Annotated in this window: 18 protein-coding genes; 15 read left to right on the top strand and 3 right to left on the bottom strand. The window is 58.4% G+C overall.

Annotation, left to right across the window (positions count from 1 at the left end; translation table 11 throughout):
- The 6 genes from tilS to ispD form a co-directional block, all read left to right on the top strand.
- Positions 1-893, top strand: an 893-nt coding sequence (gene tilS, locus AC3WP4_RS11765; protein ID WP_102650637.1) for a tRNA lysidine(34) synthetase TilS, incomplete at its 5' end; no start/stop codon positions are given.
- A 274-nt stretch (positions 894-1,167) separates the two neighbouring features.
- Positions 1,168-2,799: a CTP synthase gene (gene pyrG, locus AC3WP4_RS11770; protein WP_074879667.1), complete on the top strand. Its 1,632-nt coding sequence runs from the start codon at positions 1,168-1,170 to the stop codon at positions 2,797-2,799.
- Between the two features lie 5 nt (positions 2,800-2,804).
- On the top strand, positions 2,805-3,650 hold the full coding sequence (kdsA, locus tag AC3WP4_RS11775; RefSeq protein ID WP_056720954.1) for a 3-deoxy-8-phosphooctulonate synthase: 846 nt from the start codon (positions 2,805-2,807) through the stop codon (positions 3,648-3,650).
- Positions 3,651-3,806: 156 nt separating this feature from the next.
- On the top strand, positions 3,807-5,096 hold the full coding sequence (gene eno, locus AC3WP4_RS11780; protein WP_010462792.1) for a phosphopyruvate hydratase: 1,290 nt from the start codon (positions 3,807-3,809) through the stop codon (positions 5,094-5,096).
- A 172-nt stretch (positions 5,097-5,268) separates the two neighbouring features.
- On the top strand, positions 5,269-5,547 hold the full coding sequence (gene ftsB / locus AC3WP4_RS11785; RefSeq protein ID WP_008028992.1) for a cell division protein FtsB: 279 nt from the start codon (positions 5,269-5,271) through the stop codon (positions 5,545-5,547).
- Entirely contained in the window at positions 5,544-6,251 is a 708-nt protein-coding gene (ispD, locus tag AC3WP4_RS11790; RefSeq protein ID WP_074879664.1) for a 2-C-methyl-D-erythritol 4-phosphate cytidylyltransferase, read from the top strand. The genes ftsB and ispD overlap by 4 nt, the downstream gene beginning before the upstream one ends.
- A gap of 126 nt (positions 6,252-6,377) precedes the next feature.
- On the opposite strand, the gene AC3WP4_RS11795 is transcribed toward ispD, so the two are convergent.
- A complete protein-coding gene (locus tag AC3WP4_RS11795) occupies positions 6,378-7,274 on the bottom strand; it encodes a LysR family transcriptional regulator (RefSeq protein WP_074879661.1) in 897 nt (298 codons plus the stop codon).
- Positions 7,275-7,381: 107 nt separating this feature from the next.
- Here AC3WP4_RS11795 and AC3WP4_RS11800 point away from each other — a divergent pair, with 107 nt between their 5' ends.
- From AC3WP4_RS11800 to rpoS, 8 genes are all read left to right on the top strand, one after another.
- Positions 7,382-8,494 carry an S-(hydroxymethyl)glutathione dehydrogenase/class III alcohol dehydrogenase gene (locus AC3WP4_RS11800; protein ID WP_008154027.1) on the top strand — a complete coding sequence of 371 codons (1,113 nt, stop codon included), beginning with the start codon at positions 7,382-7,384 and terminating at the stop codon, positions 8,492-8,494.
- An 8-nt stretch (positions 8,495-8,502) separates the two neighbouring features.
- Positions 8,503-9,348 carry an S-formylglutathione hydrolase gene (fghA, locus tag AC3WP4_RS11805; protein ID WP_102615344.1) on the top strand — a complete coding sequence of 282 codons (846 nt, stop codon included), beginning with the start codon at positions 8,503-8,505 and terminating at the stop codon, positions 9,346-9,348.
- Positions 9,349-9,391: 43 nt separating this feature from the next.
- Entirely contained in the window at positions 9,392-9,865 is a 474-nt protein-coding gene (gene ispF, locus AC3WP4_RS11810) for a 2-C-methyl-D-erythritol 2,4-cyclodiphosphate synthase (protein WP_076029935.1), read from the top strand.
- Positions 9,862-10,920 carry a tRNA pseudouridine(13) synthase TruD gene (gene truD, locus AC3WP4_RS11815; protein ID WP_102615345.1) on the top strand — a complete coding sequence of 353 codons (1,059 nt, stop codon included), beginning with the start codon at positions 9,862-9,864 and terminating at the stop codon, positions 10,918-10,920. The genes ispF and truD overlap by 4 nt, the downstream gene beginning before the upstream one ends.
- On the top strand, positions 10,908-11,657 hold the full coding sequence (surE, locus tag AC3WP4_RS11820) for a 5'/3'-nucleotidase SurE (RefSeq protein WP_074879649.1): 750 nt from the start codon (positions 10,908-10,910) through the stop codon (positions 11,655-11,657). The genes truD and surE overlap by 13 nt, the downstream gene beginning before the upstream one ends.
- A 41-nt stretch (positions 11,658-11,698) precedes the next feature.
- Positions 11,699-12,334, top strand: a complete 636-nt coding sequence (locus tag AC3WP4_RS11825; RefSeq protein ID WP_173860469.1) for a protein-L-isoaspartate(D-aspartate) O-methyltransferase — start codon at positions 11,699-11,701, stop codon at positions 12,332-12,334.
- Positions 12,335-12,545: 211 nt separating this feature from the next.
- On the top strand, positions 12,546-13,403 hold the full coding sequence (locus AC3WP4_RS11830; RefSeq protein ID WP_102615346.1) for a peptidoglycan DD-metalloendopeptidase family protein: 858 nt from the start codon (positions 12,546-12,548) through the stop codon (positions 13,401-13,403).
- A 105-nt stretch (positions 13,404-13,508) separates the two neighbouring features.
- On the top strand, positions 13,509-14,516 hold the full coding sequence (gene rpoS / locus AC3WP4_RS11835; RefSeq protein ID WP_008154012.1) for an RNA polymerase sigma factor RpoS: 1,008 nt from the start codon (positions 13,509-13,511) through the stop codon (positions 14,514-14,516).
- A gap of 483 nt (positions 14,517-14,999) precedes the next feature.
- Here rpoS and fdxA read toward each other — a convergent pair whose 3' ends face one another.
- Together fdxA and mutS are read right to left on the bottom strand one after the other, a co-directional pair.
- Positions 15,000-15,323, bottom strand: coding sequence for a ferredoxin FdxA (gene fdxA, locus AC3WP4_RS11840; RefSeq protein WP_008154011.1), 324 nt, complete (start codon positions 15,321-15,323; stop codon positions 15,000-15,002).
- A gap of 142 nt (positions 15,324-15,465) precedes the next feature.
- Positions 15,466-18,045: a DNA mismatch repair protein MutS gene (gene mutS, locus AC3WP4_RS11845; RefSeq protein ID WP_076029939.1), complete on the bottom strand. Its 2,580-nt coding sequence runs from the start codon at positions 18,043-18,045 to the stop codon at positions 15,466-15,468.
- A 211-nt stretch (positions 18,046-18,256) separates the two neighbouring features.
- On the opposite strand from mutS, the gene AC3WP4_RS11850 reads away from it, so the two are divergent.
- A complete protein-coding gene (locus AC3WP4_RS11850; protein ID WP_074880849.1) occupies positions 18,257-18,991 on the top strand; it encodes a LexA family transcriptional regulator in 735 nt (244 codons plus the stop codon).
- The last annotated feature ends 152 nt before the right edge of the window (positions 18,992-19,143 follow it).

A 19,143-nucleotide genomic window follows, 5' to 3' on the forward strand; every position in this document is an offset into this window, starting at 1 on the left:
TGTCGGGGATGCCAAGTGAGCGTCCATTGGGGCGGGGGCATCTGTTGCGACCGTTGCTCAATGTCACTCGCGCCGAGCTAGAAGCCTACGCGACTGAACATCAGTTGAGCTGGATCGAGGATCCGTCGAACCAGGACCACCAGTTCTCACGCAATTATCTGCGTCATCAAGTGTTCCCTGTACTGACCGCGCGCTGGCCGCAAGCGGTGGCGACCATGGCGCGCAGCGCTGCGCATCTGAGCGAAGCGCAGGGATTGCTCGACGAATTGGCGCAAATCGATCTGGCCCACGCCAGCACCGCCAGTGATTTCGATTGGTTGGGTTTGCCGTCGCTGGAGTTGGCACTGCTGGAGAAACTGTCTGATGCACGTCAGCGCAATGCGCTGAGTCATTGGCTCAAACCGCTGACGACCTTGCCGGACAGTGACCATTGGTCGGGTTGGGAGAATGTGCGCGATGCGACCGGCGATGCGCGTCCGCTCTGGCGGCTGGCGGCGGGTGAGTTGCATCGCGCGGGTGGGCGTCTCTGGTGGCTGTCAGGTGGCTGGCTGCGCACTCCGCCATCCCCGGTGTCTTGGGCTGAGCCCTCGGTATCACTGGTGTTGCCGGATAACGGCGTGCTCACACTCACCGGTCAAATCCCCGATGGCCTGCTGCATATCCGCTATCGTGAGGGAGGTGAGGTGATGAATTTACCCGGTCGCGGCCATCGCGATCTGAAGCGATTGCTCAATGAAAGCGGCGTGCCGGGATTTGTCCGTGGCAGATTGCCGCTGCTCTATCGAGGCGAGCAATTGCTGGCGGTGGCCAACCTGCGGGGCTTGGATGGCAATGCAAAGGACCGTTGGAATTTGCATTGGCAGCCACCGCACGAAGATCTAGGTTTGAGCTGAAAGGGGCTTTCCGGTAGACTACGCTCCCTTCTTGATACAACTTCTGTGGATTCGCCTGAATTGCAGGAGTTGCCGATTACCAAGCAGTCTTTGCTGGGCGATTCCAAAAAATGTGTAGCGAGCAACCTACCGGTGTTTCATCTTCCGGTCTGTCCCAACGCGGCGGTTTTTTTGAAAGGTGCACTGTGATTAATGCAGGTGATCGGGGGCTTCGGCCTTCCTTCGCTTTCCCCGGCGGCTCGGACCGCTTTAACGCAGACTTCTAGGGTTTTTCATGACGCGCTACATATTCGTCACGGGCGGTGTTGTTTCTTCATTGGGGAAAGGCATCGCATCGGCTTCATTGGCGGCCATCCTGGAGGCGCGGGGACTTAAGGTCACCATGCTGAAGCTGGACCCGTACATCAACGTTGACCCGGGCACCATGAGCCCGTTCCAGCACGGTGAAGTGTTCGTCACCCACGACGGCGCCGAGACCGACCTGGACCTGGGCCACTACGAGCGGTTCATCCGCACGACCATGACCCAGAACAACAACTTCACCACCGGCCGTGTCTACGAACACGTCCTGCGCAAAGAGCGCCGTGGTGATTACCTGGGCGCCACCATTCAGGTGATCCCGCACATCACCGACGAAATCAAGCGCCGGATCATCAAGGGCGCCGGCGATGCCGACGTGGCCATGGTCGAGATCGGTGGCACCGTGGGTGACATCGAATCGCAACCGTTCCTCGAAGCGATCCGTCAATTGCGTTTCGAAGTCGGCGCCAAGCGCGCGATGCTGATGCACCTGACACTGGTGCCCTACATCGCCACTGCCGGTGAAACCAAAACCAAGCCTACCCAGCACTCGGTCAAGGAACTGCGTTCCATCGGCCTGCAGCCTGACGTGCTGGTTTGCCGTTCCGATCACCCGATCGACATCTCCTCGCGTCGCAAGATCGCTCAGTTCACCAACGTTGAAGAGCGTGCGGTGATTGCGCTGGAAGACGCCGACACCATCTACAAGATCCCGGGCATCCTGCACTCCCAGGGCCTGGATGATTTCGTTGTCGAGCGTTTCGGCCTGCAATGTGGCGGCGCCGATCTGTCCGAGTGGGAAGCCGTGGTCGATGCCAAGCTCAACCCTGAGCATGAAGTCACCATCGCGATGGTCGGCAAGTACATGGAACTGCTGGACGCCTACAAGTCGCTGATCGAAGCGATGAGTCACGCCGGCATCAGCAACCGCACCAAGGTCAACCTGCGCTACATCGACTCCGAAGACATCGAAAACCAGGGCACTGCGCTGCTGGAAGGTGTCGACGCGATTCTGGTACCGGGTGGCTTTGGTCTGCGTGGCGTGGAAGGCAAGATCACTGCCGTTCAATTCGCTCGCGAAAACAAGGTTCCGTACCTGGGTATCTGCCTGGGCATGCAAGTGGCCGTGATCGAGTTCGCTCGTAACGTGCTGGGCTGGAAAGACGCCAACTCCACCGAGTTCGATCGCGCCAGCGGCCATCCGGTCGTGGGGCTGATCACCGAGTGGGAAGATGCCACCGGCGCCGTCGAAACCCGTACTGAAACGTCTGATCTGGGCGGCACCATGCGCCTCGGCGCTCAGGATTGCCTGCTGGAGCAGGGTTCCCTGGTGCACGATTGCTACGCCAAGGACGTGATCGTCGAGCGTCACCGTCACCGCTACGAAGTGAACAACAACCTGCTGCCGCAAATCATGGAGGCTGGCCTGAAAGTCACTGGTCGTTCCGGTGATGGCGCGCTGGTTGAAGTGGTTGAAGCCCCGGATCATCCATGGTTCGTCGCTTGCCAGTTCCACCCTGAGTTCACCTCGACACCACGCGACGGTCACCCGTTGTTCAGCGGTTTCGTTAAAGCAGCTTTGGTTCAACACCAGAAGAAGGCGTAAATCCGATGGCCCAGAAGATCATCCGCGTAGGCGATATCGAGATTGCCAACGACAAGCCAATGGTGCTTTTCGGTGGCATGAACGTGCTGGAAAGCCGCGACATGGCGATGCAGGTCTGTGAAGAATACGTAAAGGTCACCGAGAAACTCGGTATCCCTTACGTGTTCAAGGCCAGCTTCGACAAGGCCAACCGTTCCTCCGTGACCTCTTACCGTGGCCCTGGCCTGGAAGAGGGCATGCGGATTTTCCAGGACATCAAGCAAGCGTTCGGCGTGCCGATCATCACCGACGTCCACGAGCCTGATCAGGCCGCGGTCGTCGCTGAAGTCTGCGATATCATCCAGCTGCCAGCCTTCTTGTCGCGCCAGACCGACCTGGTGGTCGCGATGGCCAAGACCGGTGCGGTGATCAACATCAAGAAAGCCCAGTTCCTTGCGCCTCAGGAAATGAAACACATCCTGAACAAGTGCGTGGAAGCCGGTAACGATCAGTTGATCCTCTGCGAGCGCGGTTCGAGCTTCGGCTACAACAACCTGGTCGTCGACATGCTTGGCTTCGGCATCATGAAGCAGTTCGAATACCCGGTGTTCTTCGATGTGACCCACGCGCTGCAAATGCCTGGTGGTCGTTCCGATTCCGCCGGCGGTCGTCGCGCTCAGGTCCTCGATCTGGCCAAGGCTGGCATGAGCCAGTCGCTGGCCGGTCTGTTCCTCGAAGCGCATCCGGACCCGGACAACGCCAAATGCGATGGCCCTTGCGCCTTGCGTCTGGACAAACTGGAGCCATTCCTGGCCCAGCTCAAAGCTTTGGACGAACTGGTGAAGAGTTTTCCGACGGTAGAAACCGCGTAATCCTCATTTCTCCGGTAAAGTACCGCACGAATTAATGCTCAGGCCCTCGGGTCTGGGCCTTCTCGTCCGCAAGTCTGCCCGCTGCACATTGCTTGCCGGCGATACAAGATTTCCTTCAGCTGCGTCGTTTTCGTCAACTTTGGAGTGTTTACAACAATGGCAAAAATCGTCGACATCAAAGGTCGTGAAGTTCTCGACTCCCGTGGCAACCCCACTGTGGAAGCAGACGTGCTTCTCGATAACGGCATCATCGGCAGTGCTTGCGCGCCGTCCGGTGCTTCCACTGGCTCGCGTGAAGCACTCGAGCTGCGTGATGGCGACAAGAGCCGTTACCTGGGCAAAGGCGTTCTGAAAGCCGTCGCCAACATCAACGGTCCGATCCGTGACCTGTTGCTGGGTACAGACCCAAGCGACCAGAAAGCGCTGGATCACGCGATGATCAAGCTCGACGGTACTGAAAACAAAGGCTCCCTGGGCGCCAACGCGATCCTCGCCGTTTCCCTGGCCGCCGCCAAGGCAGCCGCACAGGACCAGGACCTGCCGCTGTACGCTCACATCGCCAACCTGAACGGCACCCCGGGTGTTTACTCGATGCCGGTTCCGATGATGAACATCATCAACGGTGGCGAGCACGCCGATAACAACGTCGACATCCAGGAATTCATGGTTCAGCCAGTAGGCGCCAAGTCTTTCTCGGAAGGTCTGCGCATGGGCACCGAGATTTTCCATCACCTCAAAGCTGTTCTGAAGGCCCGTGGCCTGAGCACTGCTGTGGGTGACGAAGGTGGTTTCGCACCGAACCTGGCTTCCAACGAAGACGCTTTGAAAGTGATCTCCGAAGCCGTGGCGAATGCCGGTTACAAGCTGGGCACCGACGTGACCCTGGCGCTGGACTGCGCTGCCAGCGAGTTTTACGAAGACGGTAAATACAACCTGTCCGGCGAAGGCCAGGTGTTCACCGCCGAAGGTTTCGCTGACTACCTGAAAGGCCTGACCGAGCGTTATCCGATCATCTCGATCGAAGACGGTCTGGACGAGTCCGACTGGGCTGGCTGGAAAATCCTCACCGACAAGATCGGCGAGAAAACCCAGTTGGTGGGCGACGACCTGTTCGTGACCAACACCAAGATCCTGAAAGAAGGCATCGATAAAAAGATCGCCAACTCGATCCTGATCAAGTTCAACCAGATCGGCACCCTGACCGAAACCCTGGAAGCCATCCAGATGGCCAAGGCCGCTGGTTACACTGCCGTGATCTCGCACCGCTCCGGCGAAACCGAAGATTCGACCATTGCCGACCTGGCTGTGGGCACCGCGGCTGGCCAGATCAAGACCGGTTCCCTGTGCCGTTCGGACCGTGTTTCCAAGTACAACCAACTGCTGCGTATCGAAGAGCAGTTGAATGGCAAAGCCAAGTACAACGGTCGCAGCGAATTCCGCGGTTAATCGTTAATTGGTAAAAAAGACACCGGATTGTGTCGGAAAAATCGCAGCAGCGATGGATTTGCCACTAATCTGATGCCTTATAAGCACAAGCCTGGATCTTCCAGGCTTCGTGCTATCAGAAGCTTCAAAGTTTTGGCATGGCTGTCTTTTTTCACTGGATACCTGATATTCGATGCGCAGTCCCAATTGGTTGTTCCTCGTCTTGCTCCTGCTGCTGGCTGGCCTGCAATACCGCCTGTGGGTGGGTAATGGCAGTCTGGCGCAAGTGGCCGAACTGACTCAGCAGATCGCAGATCAACACGCTGAGAACGAGGGGCTGCTTGAGCGCAATCGGGTGATGGACGCTGAAGTCAGTGAATTGAAAAAGGGCATGGAGACCGTTGAAGAGCGGGCTCGTCATGAATTGGGCATGGTCAAGGACGGTGAAACCCTTTACCAGCTGGCTCAATGAACCTTTCGTTACCGGCCTTCTGGGCTGTAATTCCTGCCGCGGGCGTCGGTGCCCGAATGGCCGCGGACCGTCCCAAGCAATATTTGCAATTGGACGGGCGCACTATTCTCGAACACAGCCTCGGCTGTTTCCTTGATCATCCTTCCCTGAAAGGGTTGGTGGTCAGTCTTGCTGTTGATGATCCTTATTGGCCGAACCTGGCATGCGCTGGCGATCCACGGATTCAGCGGGTTGAAGGTGGTTCCGAACGTTCCGGGTCGGTACTCAATGCGTTGCTGCATTTGCATGCGCAAGGCGCTGACGATGACGATTGGGTGCTGGTTCACGATGCGGCGCGGCCGAATCTGAGTCGTGATGATCTGGACAAATTGCTGGGTGAGCTCGCTGATGATCCGGTTGGCGGACTGCTGGCGGTTCCGGCACGCGATACCCTCAAACGGGTCGACAAGCACGGTCGTGTGGTCGAAACCGTGGACCGCAGTGTGATCTGGCAAGCCTATACGCCGCAGATGTTTCGCCTGGGTGCATTGCATCGGGCTTTGGCGGACAGCCTGGTGGCCGATGCCGTGATTACTGACGAAGCTTCGGCGATGGAGTGGGCGGGGCTGGCGCCGCGACTGATTGAAGGCCGGTCCGACAATCTCAAGGTCACGCGCCCTGAAGATCTCGAATGGTTGCGCCAGCGTTGGGCTAACCGCCGCTGAATGACTTGTTGACTGTTCTGCCGCCATCGCGAGCAGGCTCGCTCCCACAGTGTTTTGCGTTGACCGGCTTTTCGGTGTTTGCCAGCGACCCCTGTGGGAGATTCTATGTTGCAGGCAACCTAGGACTTAACTCCGATACTCCGGCCGCTCAGCCAACCCTTCCTTCAAGTAATCCACCAACTTGCGCACCTTTGGCGACAGATGCCGCTGCTGCGGATAAAGCGCCCACACGGCAGTGTTCGGCGGTTGGTGGGCTTCCAGCAGCGAAATCAACTCGCCGCTTTTAAGGTGCTCCAGCACGTAGTAGTCCGGCAACTGACACAAACCCACTCCCTGTAACGCCGCATCCAGCACCGCTTGCCCACTGTTGCAGCGCCAGTTTCCCTGCACTCGCTGGGAAAATTCCCGCCCGTTCTGTTCCAGTTGCCAGATGTCCGAGCTACCGATGAGGCAGTTGTGGCGGCTCAGTTCCGACAAACTGTGCGGCCGGCCGTAGCGTTCCAGATAGGACGGCGATGCACACAGGTACATGCGTCGTGGCGCCAGGCGTGTCGCTACCAGCCGCGAGTCCTGCAGGCGACCGAGACGGATCGCCAGGTCCAGCCCTTCGTGCACGAGGTCGAGTTGACGATTGCTCAGTTCGATGTCGATGCGCAGTTGCGGATAGAGCCCCATGAAACGGGTTACCAGCGGCACGATGAATCGTTCGCCGTACGCCACGGCGCAGGTCATGCGCAGCATGCCTTTGGGTTCGCTGGTCAGGTCGCCCACCGCTCGCAGTGCTTCTTCGCGACCATCCTGCAGGCGCTGGCAATGTTGCAGAAAGGTTTGCCCGGCTTCGGTCAGCGTGACCCGGCGGGTGCTGCGATACAGCAGTCGCGTCTGAAGGCGCTCTTCGAGGCGTACTATTTGTCGACTGATGTGGGAGGAAGAAACCCCGAGGCGTTCTGCGGCAGCCGTGAACTGACTGCACTCGGCGACGGCGACGAACTCGTCGATACCTTCCCAGCGGTTTTCGGACATCAAGGATTATCCCTGTATGGCAATAATGTTTTGCTTTTGTCCGGATTATTCACCGTAAGGCGCTGTATTACACTCCTTGTCTTGTTTTTATTCGCTGGAGAATCCACATGATCAAGTCACGCGCTGCCGTTGCCTTCGAGGCCAAGAAACCCCTCGAGATCGTTGAAGTCGATGTCGCCATGCCGAAGGCCGGTGAAGTCCTGCTGCGAGTGGTTGCCTCCGGTGTCTGCCATACCGATGCCTACACGCTGTCGGGCGCGGATCCGGAAGGTATCTTCCCGTCGATCCTCGGTCACGAAGGTGGCGCGGTGGTCGAGGCGATCGGTGAAGGCGTTACCTCCGTGGCCGTCGGTGATCACGTGATCCCGCTGTACACCCCGGAATGCCGCCAGTGCAAATTCTGTCTGTCGGGTAAAACCAACCTGTGCCAGGCGATTCGCGCGACCCAGGGTAAAGGCCTGATGCCGGATGGCACTTCGCGCTTTTCCTACAAAGGCCAACCCATTTTTCACTACATGGGGACCTCGACGTTCTCCGAGTACACCGTGCTGCCGGAAATCTCCGTCGCCAAAATTCAAAAAGAAGCGCCACTGGAGAAAGTCTGCCTGCTGGGCTGCGGTGTCACCACCGGCATCGGTGCCGTTCTTAATACCGCCAAGGTAAAACCAGGTGATACCGTCGCTATTTTCGGTCTCGGCGGCATCGGTCTGTCGGCAGTCATCGGTGCTGTCAAAGCCAAGGCTGCGCGGATCATCGCCATCGACATCAACCCGGCCAAGTTCGAGATCGCCAAGCAGTTGGGTGCAACCGATTGTGTGAACCCGAAAGATTTCGATCGTCCGATCCAGGAAGTCATCGTCGACATGACCGACGGCGGCGTCGACTTTTCCTTCGAATGCATCGGCAATGTCCAATTGATGCGTGCTGCACTCGAGTGCTGCCACAAGGGGTGGGGCGAGTCGGTAATCATCGGCGTCGCCGGTGCTGGCCAGGAAATCTCCACCCGTCCATTCCAGCTGGTGACCGGTCGCGTCTGGCGCGGTTCGGCGTTCGGCGGCGTGCGTGGTCGTACCGAGTTGCCAAGCTATGTCGAGATGGCTGAAACCGGCGAAATCCCGCTGGATACGTTCATCACCCACACCATGGGCCTGGAAGATATCAACAAGGCGTTCGACCTGATGCATGAAGGCAAGAGCATCCGTTCCGTCATCCATTTCTGAGGTCGGTCATGAGCCTGGAAAATATCTCCTGCCAGAAAAGCTTCGGCGGCTGGCACAAACGCTATCGGCACCGCTCCGATGTGCTCGGCTGCGACATGGTGTTTGCCGTGTACCTGCCGCCGCAAGCGGAGCAGGGCGGCAAGTTGCCGGTGCTGTACTGGTTGTCCGGCCTGACCTGCACCGACGAAAACTTCATGCAAAAGGCCGGCGCCATGCGCATGGCCGCCGAGCTGGGGCTGATCATCGTTGCCCCGGACACCAGCCCTCGCGGTCCTGATGTGCCGGGTGATCCGGATGGCGCCTGGGACTTCGGTCTCGGTGCCGGGTTTTATCTGAATGCCACGCAGGAACCCTGGTCGCGGCATTATCGGATGCATGACTATGTCGTGCAGGAATTGCCCGCATTGGTCGAAGCCCATTTCCCTGCCTCGGACAAGCGAGGCATCAGCGGTCATTCCATGGGCGGCCACGGCGCGCTGGTCTGCGCGTTGCGTAATCCGGGTCGTTATCAGTCGGTGTCGGCGTTCTCGCCAATCAACAATCCGATGGACTGTCCTTGGGGGCAGAAGGCCTTTTCCCGCTACCTGGGTGAAGACCGGTCGAAATGGCGCGAATGGGATACCAGCGTCCTGATTGCCGAAGCGAACGAGAAGTTGCCGTTGTTGGTAGACCAAGGTGATCGCGACGATTTCCTGGCCACCCAGCTCAAACCTGAAGCCTTGCAACAGGCCGCCAAACTGGCCGGTCATCCGCTGACGTTGCGCCTGCAACCCGGCTACGACCACAGCTATTTCTTCATCGCCAGCTTCATTGATGACCACTTGCAGCATCACGCACGCGCCCTAGGCGCCTAATGCAGGTAGAATCACGCCCTGACAAAAATCGGGGCGTTTTTTTATGCGTATTGGCCACGGCTATGATGTGCACCGTTTCGCTGAAGGCGATTTCATTACTCTGGGCGGCGTGCGCATTGCACACGGCTTCGGGCTGCTCGCTCATTCCGACGGTGACGTCCTGCTGCACGCCTTGAGCGATGCCTTGCTCGGCGCCGCTGCGCTGGGTGATATCGGCAAACATTTCCCGGACACCGACCCGACATACAAAGGCGCCGACAGCCGAGTGCTGTTGCGCCACGTCGTCGCACTGATCCACGCCAAGGGCTGGAAAGTCGGCAACGTCGATAACACCATCGTCGCCCAGGCGCCGAAAATGGCCCCGCATATCGAATCGATGCGCGCGCTGATTGCCGCGGATCTTCAAGTTGAGTTGGATCAAGTGAACGTGAAAGCTACCACCACCGAAAAGCTCGGCTTTGTCGGTCGCGAAGAAGGCATTGCCGTGCACTCCATTGCCTTGTTGCTGCGCGCATGAACGAACTGCAATTGCTCGGCCCGCGGGCCTATGGCGAAGCCCTCGGCACTGCAGTGCTGAAAGCCACGGCGGAAGATTTCCAGGTCGATGAAGTCCTCAACATTCCCCTCAGTGGCGACGGCGAGCACTTGTGGATCTGGGTGGAAAAACGCGGTCTGAATACCGAAGAAGCGGCACGACGGATCGCCAAGGCGGCGGGCGTGCCATTGCGCACCGTCAGTTACGCGGGCCTCAAGGATCGTCAGGCGCTGACTCGCCAGTGGTTCAGCGTGCAGCTGCCGGGCAAGGCTGATCCTGATCTGTCGGCGGCAGAAAACGATACGCTGAAGATCCTCAAGACCGGCCGGCACAAACGCAAGCTGCAACGCGGTGCTCACTCGGCCAATGGTTTCACGTTGCGACTGACGCAATTCGCTGGCGACAAAGCGGCGATCGACGAGCGTCTGCAACTGATCGCCAAGCAAGGTATTCCCAATTATTTCGGCGCCCAGCGTTTTGGGTTTGACGGCGGTAACGTGGTCGATGCCCGTGCCTGGGCGGCGCGTAAAGCGTTGCCGGAACAGCGCAACGTGCGTTCGCGTCTGCTCTCTACGGCGCGCAGTTTTCTGTTTAATCAGGTGTTGGCGGCGCGTGTCGCCGATGGGAGCTGGCAGCGTGCCCTGGTTGGCGATCTGCTGGCCTTCACCGACAGTCGCAGCTTCTTTCCGGCCGGTGAAGCCGAGTGCAGCGACCCGCGCCTGGCGATTCTCGATCTGCACCCGACCGGTCCGCAGTGGGGCGAAGGTGACTCGCCGGCCACTGGCGCTGTCCATGAACTGGAGCAGGCAATCGCCACGCGCGAAGCGGACTTGCGTGATTGGTTGATTAACGCCGGTATGAGCCACGAACGTCGCATCCTGCGACTGCCCATTGGTGGGTTGACGTGGCATTATCCCGAGCCTGACATTCTGCAACTGGAATTCGTCCTTCCGGCCGGATGCTTTGCCACCGTATTGGTGCGCGAGCTTGTTGATCTGGTGCCGGTGGGGCAGACGGACAGCCCATGCGTATTCTGATTTCTAACGACGATGGGGTAACCGCACCCGGTCTCGCCGCGCTTTATGCTGCGCTGGCGGATTACACCGAATGCGTGGTTATCGCCCCGGACCAAGACAAAAGCGGCGCCAGCAGCTCGCTGACGCTCGACCGTCCGTTACACCCGCAAACCCTGGCCAACGGCTTTATCAGCCTCAATGGCACACCGACCGATTGCGTGCACCTGGGCCTTAATGGCTTGCTGGAGTGCGAGGCGGACATGGTGGTTTCGGGTATCAACCTGGGCGCCAACCTGGGTGATGACGTGTTGTATTCCGGCACCGTGGCGGCAGCCCTTGAGGGACGTTTCCTGGCGCGCCCTTCGTTTGCCTTTTCGTTGGTCTCACGGCAAGTGGAGAACCTTCCCACAGCCGCGTACTTCGCGCGCAAACTGGTAGAGGCTCACGCGGACCTTGAACTGCCACCGCGTACGGTACTGAACGTGAACATTCCGAATTTGCCGCTGGACCATATTCGCGGTGTTCAACTGACCCGCCTCGGTCATCGCGCACGTGCTGCGGCGCCGATCAAAGTGGTCGATCCGCGCGGCAAATCCGGTTACTGGATTGCGGCGGCGGGGGATGCCGAAGATGGCGGCCCGGGCACCGATTTTCATGCGGTGATGCAAGGCTATGTTTCAATCACCCCACTGCAACTGGATCGCACCTTTAATGATGCCTTCAGAAGTCTCGATGGCTGGCTGGAGGGGCTGAACTAATGGCTCGTGAACAAGACGATATTCTGCGTCGTGGTATCGGGATGACCTCGCAACGGACTCGTGAGCGCCTCATTCAACGCCTGTATGAAGAAGGAATTTCCAACGCCAAGGTGCTGGAAGTCATTCGCCGTACACCGCGTCACCTGTTTGTCGACGAGGCGCTGGCTCATCGTGCCTACGAAGACACGGCACTGCCGATCGGCAATAACCAGACCATCTCGCAGCCTTATATGGTGGCTCGCATGAGCGAGCTGCTGCTGGAGGCAGGTCCTCTCGACAAGGTGATGGAAATCGGCACCGGCTCGGGCTATCAGACGGCGGTACTGTCGCAACTGGTCGAACGGGTATTTTCAGTCGAGCGCATCAAGGTTCTGCAGGACCGGGCCAAGGAACGCCTGGTGGAACTGAACCTGCGCAACGTAGTGTTCCGCTGGGGCGATGGTTGGGAAGGCTGGCCGGCGCTGGCGCCTTACAACGGCATTATCGTGACGGCGGTGGCGACCGATGTACCTCAGGCGCTGCTCGATCAGTTGGCACCGGGCGGGCGGCTGGTGATTCCGGTCGGCTCGGGCGAGGTTCAACAATTGATGCTGATCATCCGGGAAGAGCAGGGCTTTTCCCGGCGTGTGCTGGGGGCTGTTCGCTTCGTCCCGTTGCTCAATGGGCCACTGGCCTGAGCATTTGTTTCAGGGCGCTGAATTCTCTTCGATTGCTTGTGTCTTACACCGGCATCGATCAGTTAAACGGATTTCATCGTCAGGCAGCAAACGTGTGCGCGAAGCCATTTCGCTTCATTAAAGGTAAAGCCTGCACGGCTCGTTATACTTGCGACATTTCATGCCGGAACACGGCAATCCACATTTTCAGCCACCACAAAGGGAGCGGCGGGTGAGTCTCACAGTCATTGCGCAGCGAATGGGTAAAACGAGCTTTCAGCGCCTGGTGACTGGCCTTGTCTTGAGCACCTTGCTGGTAGGTTGCTCCAGCAACAAGTCGAGTGATGTTCGCGTCGTCGATCGCAACAAAGCCGTCGCCCAGCGTCCGGCAGTGACCACGGGTCAATACGTCGTCCGGCCTAAAGACACCTTGTTCTCCATTGCCTTTCGCTACGGTTGGGACTACAAAGCCCTCGCGGCACGCAACAACATTCCTACGCCTTACACGATCCATCCGGGTCAGACGATTCGCTTTGACGGTCGCACCGGTTCAACGCCGACGCCGATGGCCAGCACCGCCGATTCAACGCCTTCTTCGTCGCTGAAAACCACGGTAATCCGGCGCCAGGCGAATGGCGCAACCACCAGTACTGCGGTGGTTACACCGTCCGTCGGCAGCAAGCCGACCCCTGTTCCGATGCCTCCTGCCGGTCCGGCCCCGACCGGCTGGGGGTGGCCATCTAATGGCATTCTTATTGGAAAATTCTCTTCAAACGGGAGTTTGAATAAAGGAATTGATATCGCCGGGGATTTGGGACAGCCTGTTTTAGCTGCGTCTGATGGGACGGTGGTATACGCCGGGAGTGGCTTAAGGGGCTACGGCGAATTAGTCATCATCAAACACAGCGACACCTACGTCAGTGCCTACGGACATAACCGCAGGCTGTTGGTTCGGGAGGGGCAGCAGGTCAAGGTCGGACAGACAATTGCCGAAATGGGGTCAACGGGTACAGACCGGGTGAAGCTGCATTTTGAGATTCGCCGACAAGGTAAACCAGTAGATCCGCTGCAATTCCTGCCACGTCGTTGATCGCTTTCCAGCCTGTTCCGTCGCGTAGAGGGAACAGGTTCCAGCGTTGCCAGGGATAAAGGCGCCGCTTGAGCCTGAGGTCGAACTCACCAAAGGACTATAACAATGGCTCTCAGTAAAGAAGTGCCGGAGTTTGACATCGACGATGAGGTTCTCCTGATGGAGACCGGCATCGGTACGGATTCGATGTCGAATGATGAAGGGGCTGCTCCACCTTCCGTTCGTGCCAAATCCAAACACTCCGCCTCGTTAAAGCAACACAAGTACATTGACTACACGCGTGCGCTCGATGCCACGCAGCTGTACCTCAATGAGATTGGTTTTTCCCCTCTGTTATCCCCCGAAGAAGAAGTTCATTTTGCGCGCTTGTCGCAAAGTGGAGATCCGGCCGGGCGCAAACGCATGATTGAAAGTAACCTGCGGCTGGTGGTGAAAATCGCCCGGCGTTACGTCAATCGGGGTCTGTCGCTGCTTGACCTGATCGAAGAGGGCAACCTCGGTCTTATCCGGGCGGTAGAGAAGTTCGACCCCGAACGCGGCTTCCGCTTTTCGACCTACGCGACCTGGTGGATTCGTCAGACCATCGAGCGCGCGATCATGAACCAGACCCGGACCATCCGGTTGCCGATTCATGTGGTCAAAGAGCTCAACGTGTACCTGCGGGCTGCACGGGAGCTGACGCAAAAACTCGATCACGAACCCTCACCCGAAGAAATTGCCAACCTGCTGGAAAAACCGGTGGGCGAGGTCAAGCGCATGCTCGGCCTGAACGAACGGGTTTCTTCGGTCGACGTCTCACTGGGTCCGGATTCGGATAAAACCCTGCTGGACACCCTTACCGATGACCGTCCAACCGATCCATGTGAACTGTTGCAGGATGACGACCTGTCCCAGAGCATTGATCAATGGCTCTCGGAGCTGACCGACAAGCAACGCGAAGTGGTGATACGCCGCTTCGGCCTGCGCGGTCACGAGAGCAGCACGCTTGAAGATGTAGGCCTGGAAATTGGCCTGACCCGGGAGCGGGTCAGACAGATTCAGGTTGAAGGCCTGAAGCGTCTTCGGGAGATTCTCGAGAAGAACGGCCTGTCGAGCGAGTCGCTGTTTCAATAAGTAATTTTCTGGCTGGCATTAAAAAGCCCCGACTGTTCGGGGTTTTTTATTGCCTGGAAGACAGGCTGGGAGTTCCCTCCGTAGTTCCTCTGGTTTGTAGTCTCCCGCTGTAAGAGTTTGCTTACTCTTTCGTAAGTGTTCGCTAATTTCAATGCGTAGCAGTCGTACATATTCCTACAAGAGCGAAGATTAACTTATTGATTTGTATGCTTATTTTTTTTATGTGAATAGCGTGTGACAGAAAACTTCAGCTATTGGAGGCGATTGCTCTTGGTAGGGAATTCTCTAGTATCTGAACTGTGTCGACGGACAGACACACCCTTCAAGGATGAGGGGAAGGACATCGCAGGAAGCGATTCATCAGGACGATGAAAAGGAACACAGGGAATAGGGAAAAAATGTGGGCGGGTCAAACCGCCCCTTTTTTTGCCTGCAGAAAAGCAAAAAGGCCCACAAGGGGCCTTTTCGGGAACGCGGGGGCAATCAGCGTTCGAGATCTTTGATCTTGCCTTTGACACCATCCCACTCTTCGGCATCGGGCAAAGATTCTTTCTTCTCGGTGATGTTGGGCCAGATTTCCGCCAGCTCAACGTTCAGCTGAATGAATTGCTGCATGTCTTCCGGGACTTCATCTTCGGAGAAGATGGCCACGGCAGGGCATTCTGGTTCGCACAGTGCGCAGTCGATGCACTCATCCGGGTGAATCACCAGGAAATTCGGGCCTTCGTAAAAGCAGTCCACCGGACACACTTCTACGCAGTCGGTGTACTTGCACTTGATGCAGTTGTCGGTGACGACGAAGGTCATTTCTAATTTTCTCCTCAGGCGGCGGCAGCGGAGCCCCTTCACGTTGGGGTCGCCAGGTTTGGGAGCGATAGTCTGCTGGTCAGGCTATAAGCCAGCAGCATCCCAAACCGCGCGAGATTCTAACAGCTTGCAGGCAAGTGCGTTAGATCCGTGTCTTTAGTGTATAGAGCATTTCGAGCGCACGACGCGGCGTCATGTCGTCCAGATCAAGTTTGGCCAGATCATCCAGCACCGGATGCGGCAGGCTGGCGAACATGTCGCTCTGTTGCGGCGTGGCTGGTTTGCCTTTGGCGGTCTTGGGAGCTTCATGAGGCAGGGCGGTCGCTTCCAGCCGGCCCAAGTGTTCGCGAGCGCGCACGATCACTTCGCTCGGCACACCGGCCAACTGCGCTACCGCAAGGCCGTAGCTTTGGCTGGCAGGCCCTGGCAGCACGTGGTGCAGGAACACGATGCGTTCGTTGTGCTCGGTGGCGTTAAGGTGGACGTTAGCCACCAATGGCTGGGCTTCCGGCAACACGGTCAGCTCGAAGTAGTGGGTGGCAAACAGCGTATAAGCCCGCAGATGCGCCAGGCGTTCGGCCGCCGCCCACGCCAGGGACAGACCGTCGAAGGTGCTGGTGCCGCGACCGACTTCGTCCATCAGCACCAGGCTGCGCTCGGTGGCGTTGTGCAGAATGTTCGCGGTTTCGCTCATTTCGACCATGAAGGTCGAACGTCCGCCGGCCAGGTCATCGCTGGAGCCGATCCGGGTAAAGATCCGATCCACCAGCGACAACTCGCAACTGGCCGCCGGAACGAAGCTACCGATGTGTGCCAGCAGCACGATCAGTGCGGTCTGGCGCATGTAGGTGGATTTACCGCCCATGTTCGGACCGGTAATCACCAGCATGCGGGTGTTGTCGTCGAGGCTCAGGTCGTTGGCCACGAACGGCGTGGTCAGCACTTGCTCGACCACCGGGTGACGACCCTGGCTGATGCGCATGCACGGCTCGCTAACGAAGCGCGGGCAGTTTAGATCGAGGTTCAGCGCGCGCTCGGCAAGGTTGCTCAGCACGTCCAGTTCGGCCAGTGCCGCCGCGGTGTCCTGCAACGGCGGCAACTGGGCGATCAAATCTTCGAGCAGTGCTTCATAGAGCATCTTCTCGCGCGCCAGGGCGCGGCTCTTCGCCGACAGGGCCTTGTCCTCGAATGCCTTCAGTTCCGGCGTAATGAAGCGCTCGGCACCTTTCAACGTCTGGCGACGGATATAGTCTGCCGGCGCCGATTCAGCCTGCTTGCTTGGCAACTCGATGAAGTAGCCATGAATGCGGTTGTAACCGACTTTCAGGTGCGACAGACCGGTACGGGCCTTCTCGCGGGCTTCGAGGTCGATCAGGAATTGCCCGGCGTTTTCGCTGAGCGATTGCAGATCGTCCAGTTCGGCGTCGTATCCGGTTTTTAACACGCCGCCGTCACGGATAACGGCCGGTGGGTTGTCGATGATGGCTTTTGCCAGCAGCGCCGCCAGTTCCGGGTAGGTGCTGGTGGTCTTCGCCAGTTGAATGATGTGCGGAGCTTCCAGCTCCGTCATCGCCACTTGCAATTCAGGCAATGCACCAAGCGCATCGCGCAGGCGAGCCAGGTCGCGAGGACGGGCATTACGCAGGCCGATCCGCGCCAGGATCCGCTCGATGTCGCCGATTTCCTTGAGCTGCGGTTGCAGTTTCTCGAAACGGTAACCGTCGAGCAGGCAGGTGATCGAGGTCTGGCGCGCCAGCAATACGGTCAAATCCCGTAACGGGCGGTTCAGCCAGCGGGTCAGCAGACGACTGCCCATGGCGGTCTGGCAGCGATCGACCACCGATTGCAACGTGTTGTCGCGACCGCCGGCCAGGTTGGTGTCCAGTTCCAGGTTGCGACGGCTCGCGCCGTCCAGCACCACGGTGTCGTCCAGGCGTTCATGGCGCAGGCTGCGCAAATGGGGCAGGGCGGTGCGCTGGGTTTCCTTGGCGTAGCTGAGCAGGCAACCGGCGGCGCCGATGGCCAGGGTCAGGTTCTCGCAGCCGAAACCTTTCAGGTCCTGGGTGGAAAACTGCTGGCAAAGACTTTTCAGTGCCGAGTCACGCTCGAAATCCCACGGCGCGCGGCGACGAACCCCACGACGTTTCTCCGCCGGCAGGTCTTTCGGCCAATCGTCCGGGATCATCAGTTCTACCGGATTGACCCGCTCCAGTTCCGCCAGCAGGTTTTCCCAGCCCTTGATCTCCAGCACGGTGAAGTTGCCGCTGGTGATATCCAGCACCGCCAGGCCGAACAGACGCTCGTCACCCAGCACCGCTGCGATCAGGTTGTCCCGACGCTCATCCAGCAGCGCTTCATCGCTGACCGTACCCGGCGTGATGATCCGCACCACCTGACGATCCACCGGTCCCTTGCTGGTCGCCGGGTCGCCGACCTGCTCACAGATCACCACCGACTCGCCGAGCTTGACCAGTTTCGCCAGGTAACCTTCCGCGGCGTGGTAAGGAATCCCACACATCGGAATCGCCTGGCCCGCCGACTGCCCGCGGGCGGTCAAGGTGATGTCCAGCAACTTGGCGGCCTTCTTCGCGTCTTCATAGAAGATCTCGTAGAAGTCGCCCATGCGGTAGAACATCAACTGGTCAGGGTGCTGGTTTTTCAGGCGCCAGTACTGCTGCATCATTGGCGTGTGGGAGGACAGATCAGAAAGGGCTTTATTCATCGGATAATCAGGCAAATTCGTTGAAAGGTGTAGGGCAAAGGAGGGGCATCGGCCCGGCTTTTCCGCGATGGGCGCAAGGTTAACATGGGCGGTCCACCCGACGCAGGCATGAAAGCCCCGCGATACATTTCTTCGGTGTATGCACCGCATATGCGCAATTTATGCAATTTGGCATTTGTCTTCCGCGAAAAGAACAAGCACTATGCGTTTTATGCAAAAACGCAATGTTTCTACCGTCTTAAGAGCGCTGCTCGATCAGGCCGGGATCTCCCCCACGGAGCTTCACCGTCGTACCGGCGTGCCTCAATCCACTCTCTCGCGGATCCTCAGCGGGAAGATCGTCGATCCCTCGGACAAACACATCTCGAAGATCGCCGAGTACTTCGGCGTGAGCACCGACCAGTTGCGGGGGCGAGCGGATGTCGTGCCGGCAGCCAGCGCCGGGCGCGATCAACTGCATTCGGAACTCAAGGACATAAGTCTGTGGGACGACGATACGCCTGTTGATGATGACGAGGTATCGGTCCCCTTTCTTCGCGAGGTTGAATTGGCGGCAGGATCAGGAAGATTCGTCATCGAAGAGAGCGAGCGCTCTAGCCTGCGTTTCGGCAAGCGGAGTCTGCGCCACAACGGCGTGCAGTTCGACCAGGCCAAATGCGTGACCGTGCGCGGCAACAGTATGTTGCCGGTGCTGCGCGACGGCGCCACGGTAGGCGTCAACGCCGGCAAGTGCGGGATTGGTGACATCGTCGACGGTGACCTCTACGCCATCAACCACAACGGCCAGTTGCGAGTGAAACAGCTTTATCGCCTGCCGACAGGGATACGCCTGCGCAGCTTCAATCGCGATGAACATCCAGACGAGGACTACACCTTCCAGGAAATCCAGGAAGAGCAGATTGTCATCCTCGGTCATGTCTTCTGGTGGGGCATGTACGCCCGTTAACCTCACCGCTGTCAGATAAAACCCACCACTGAGTGGGTTTTTTTTCGCCTGCAAAAAACCACCAGCGCCTTTGTCTGCAGGGCGTTAATGCGTTTGTGCATTTCTATCGCACAAATAAATGCGTTGGCGCATTGACTGTGTATGCATCAATG

The sequence above is a fragment of the Pseudomonas sp. FW305-20 genome, assembly GCF_058788075.1.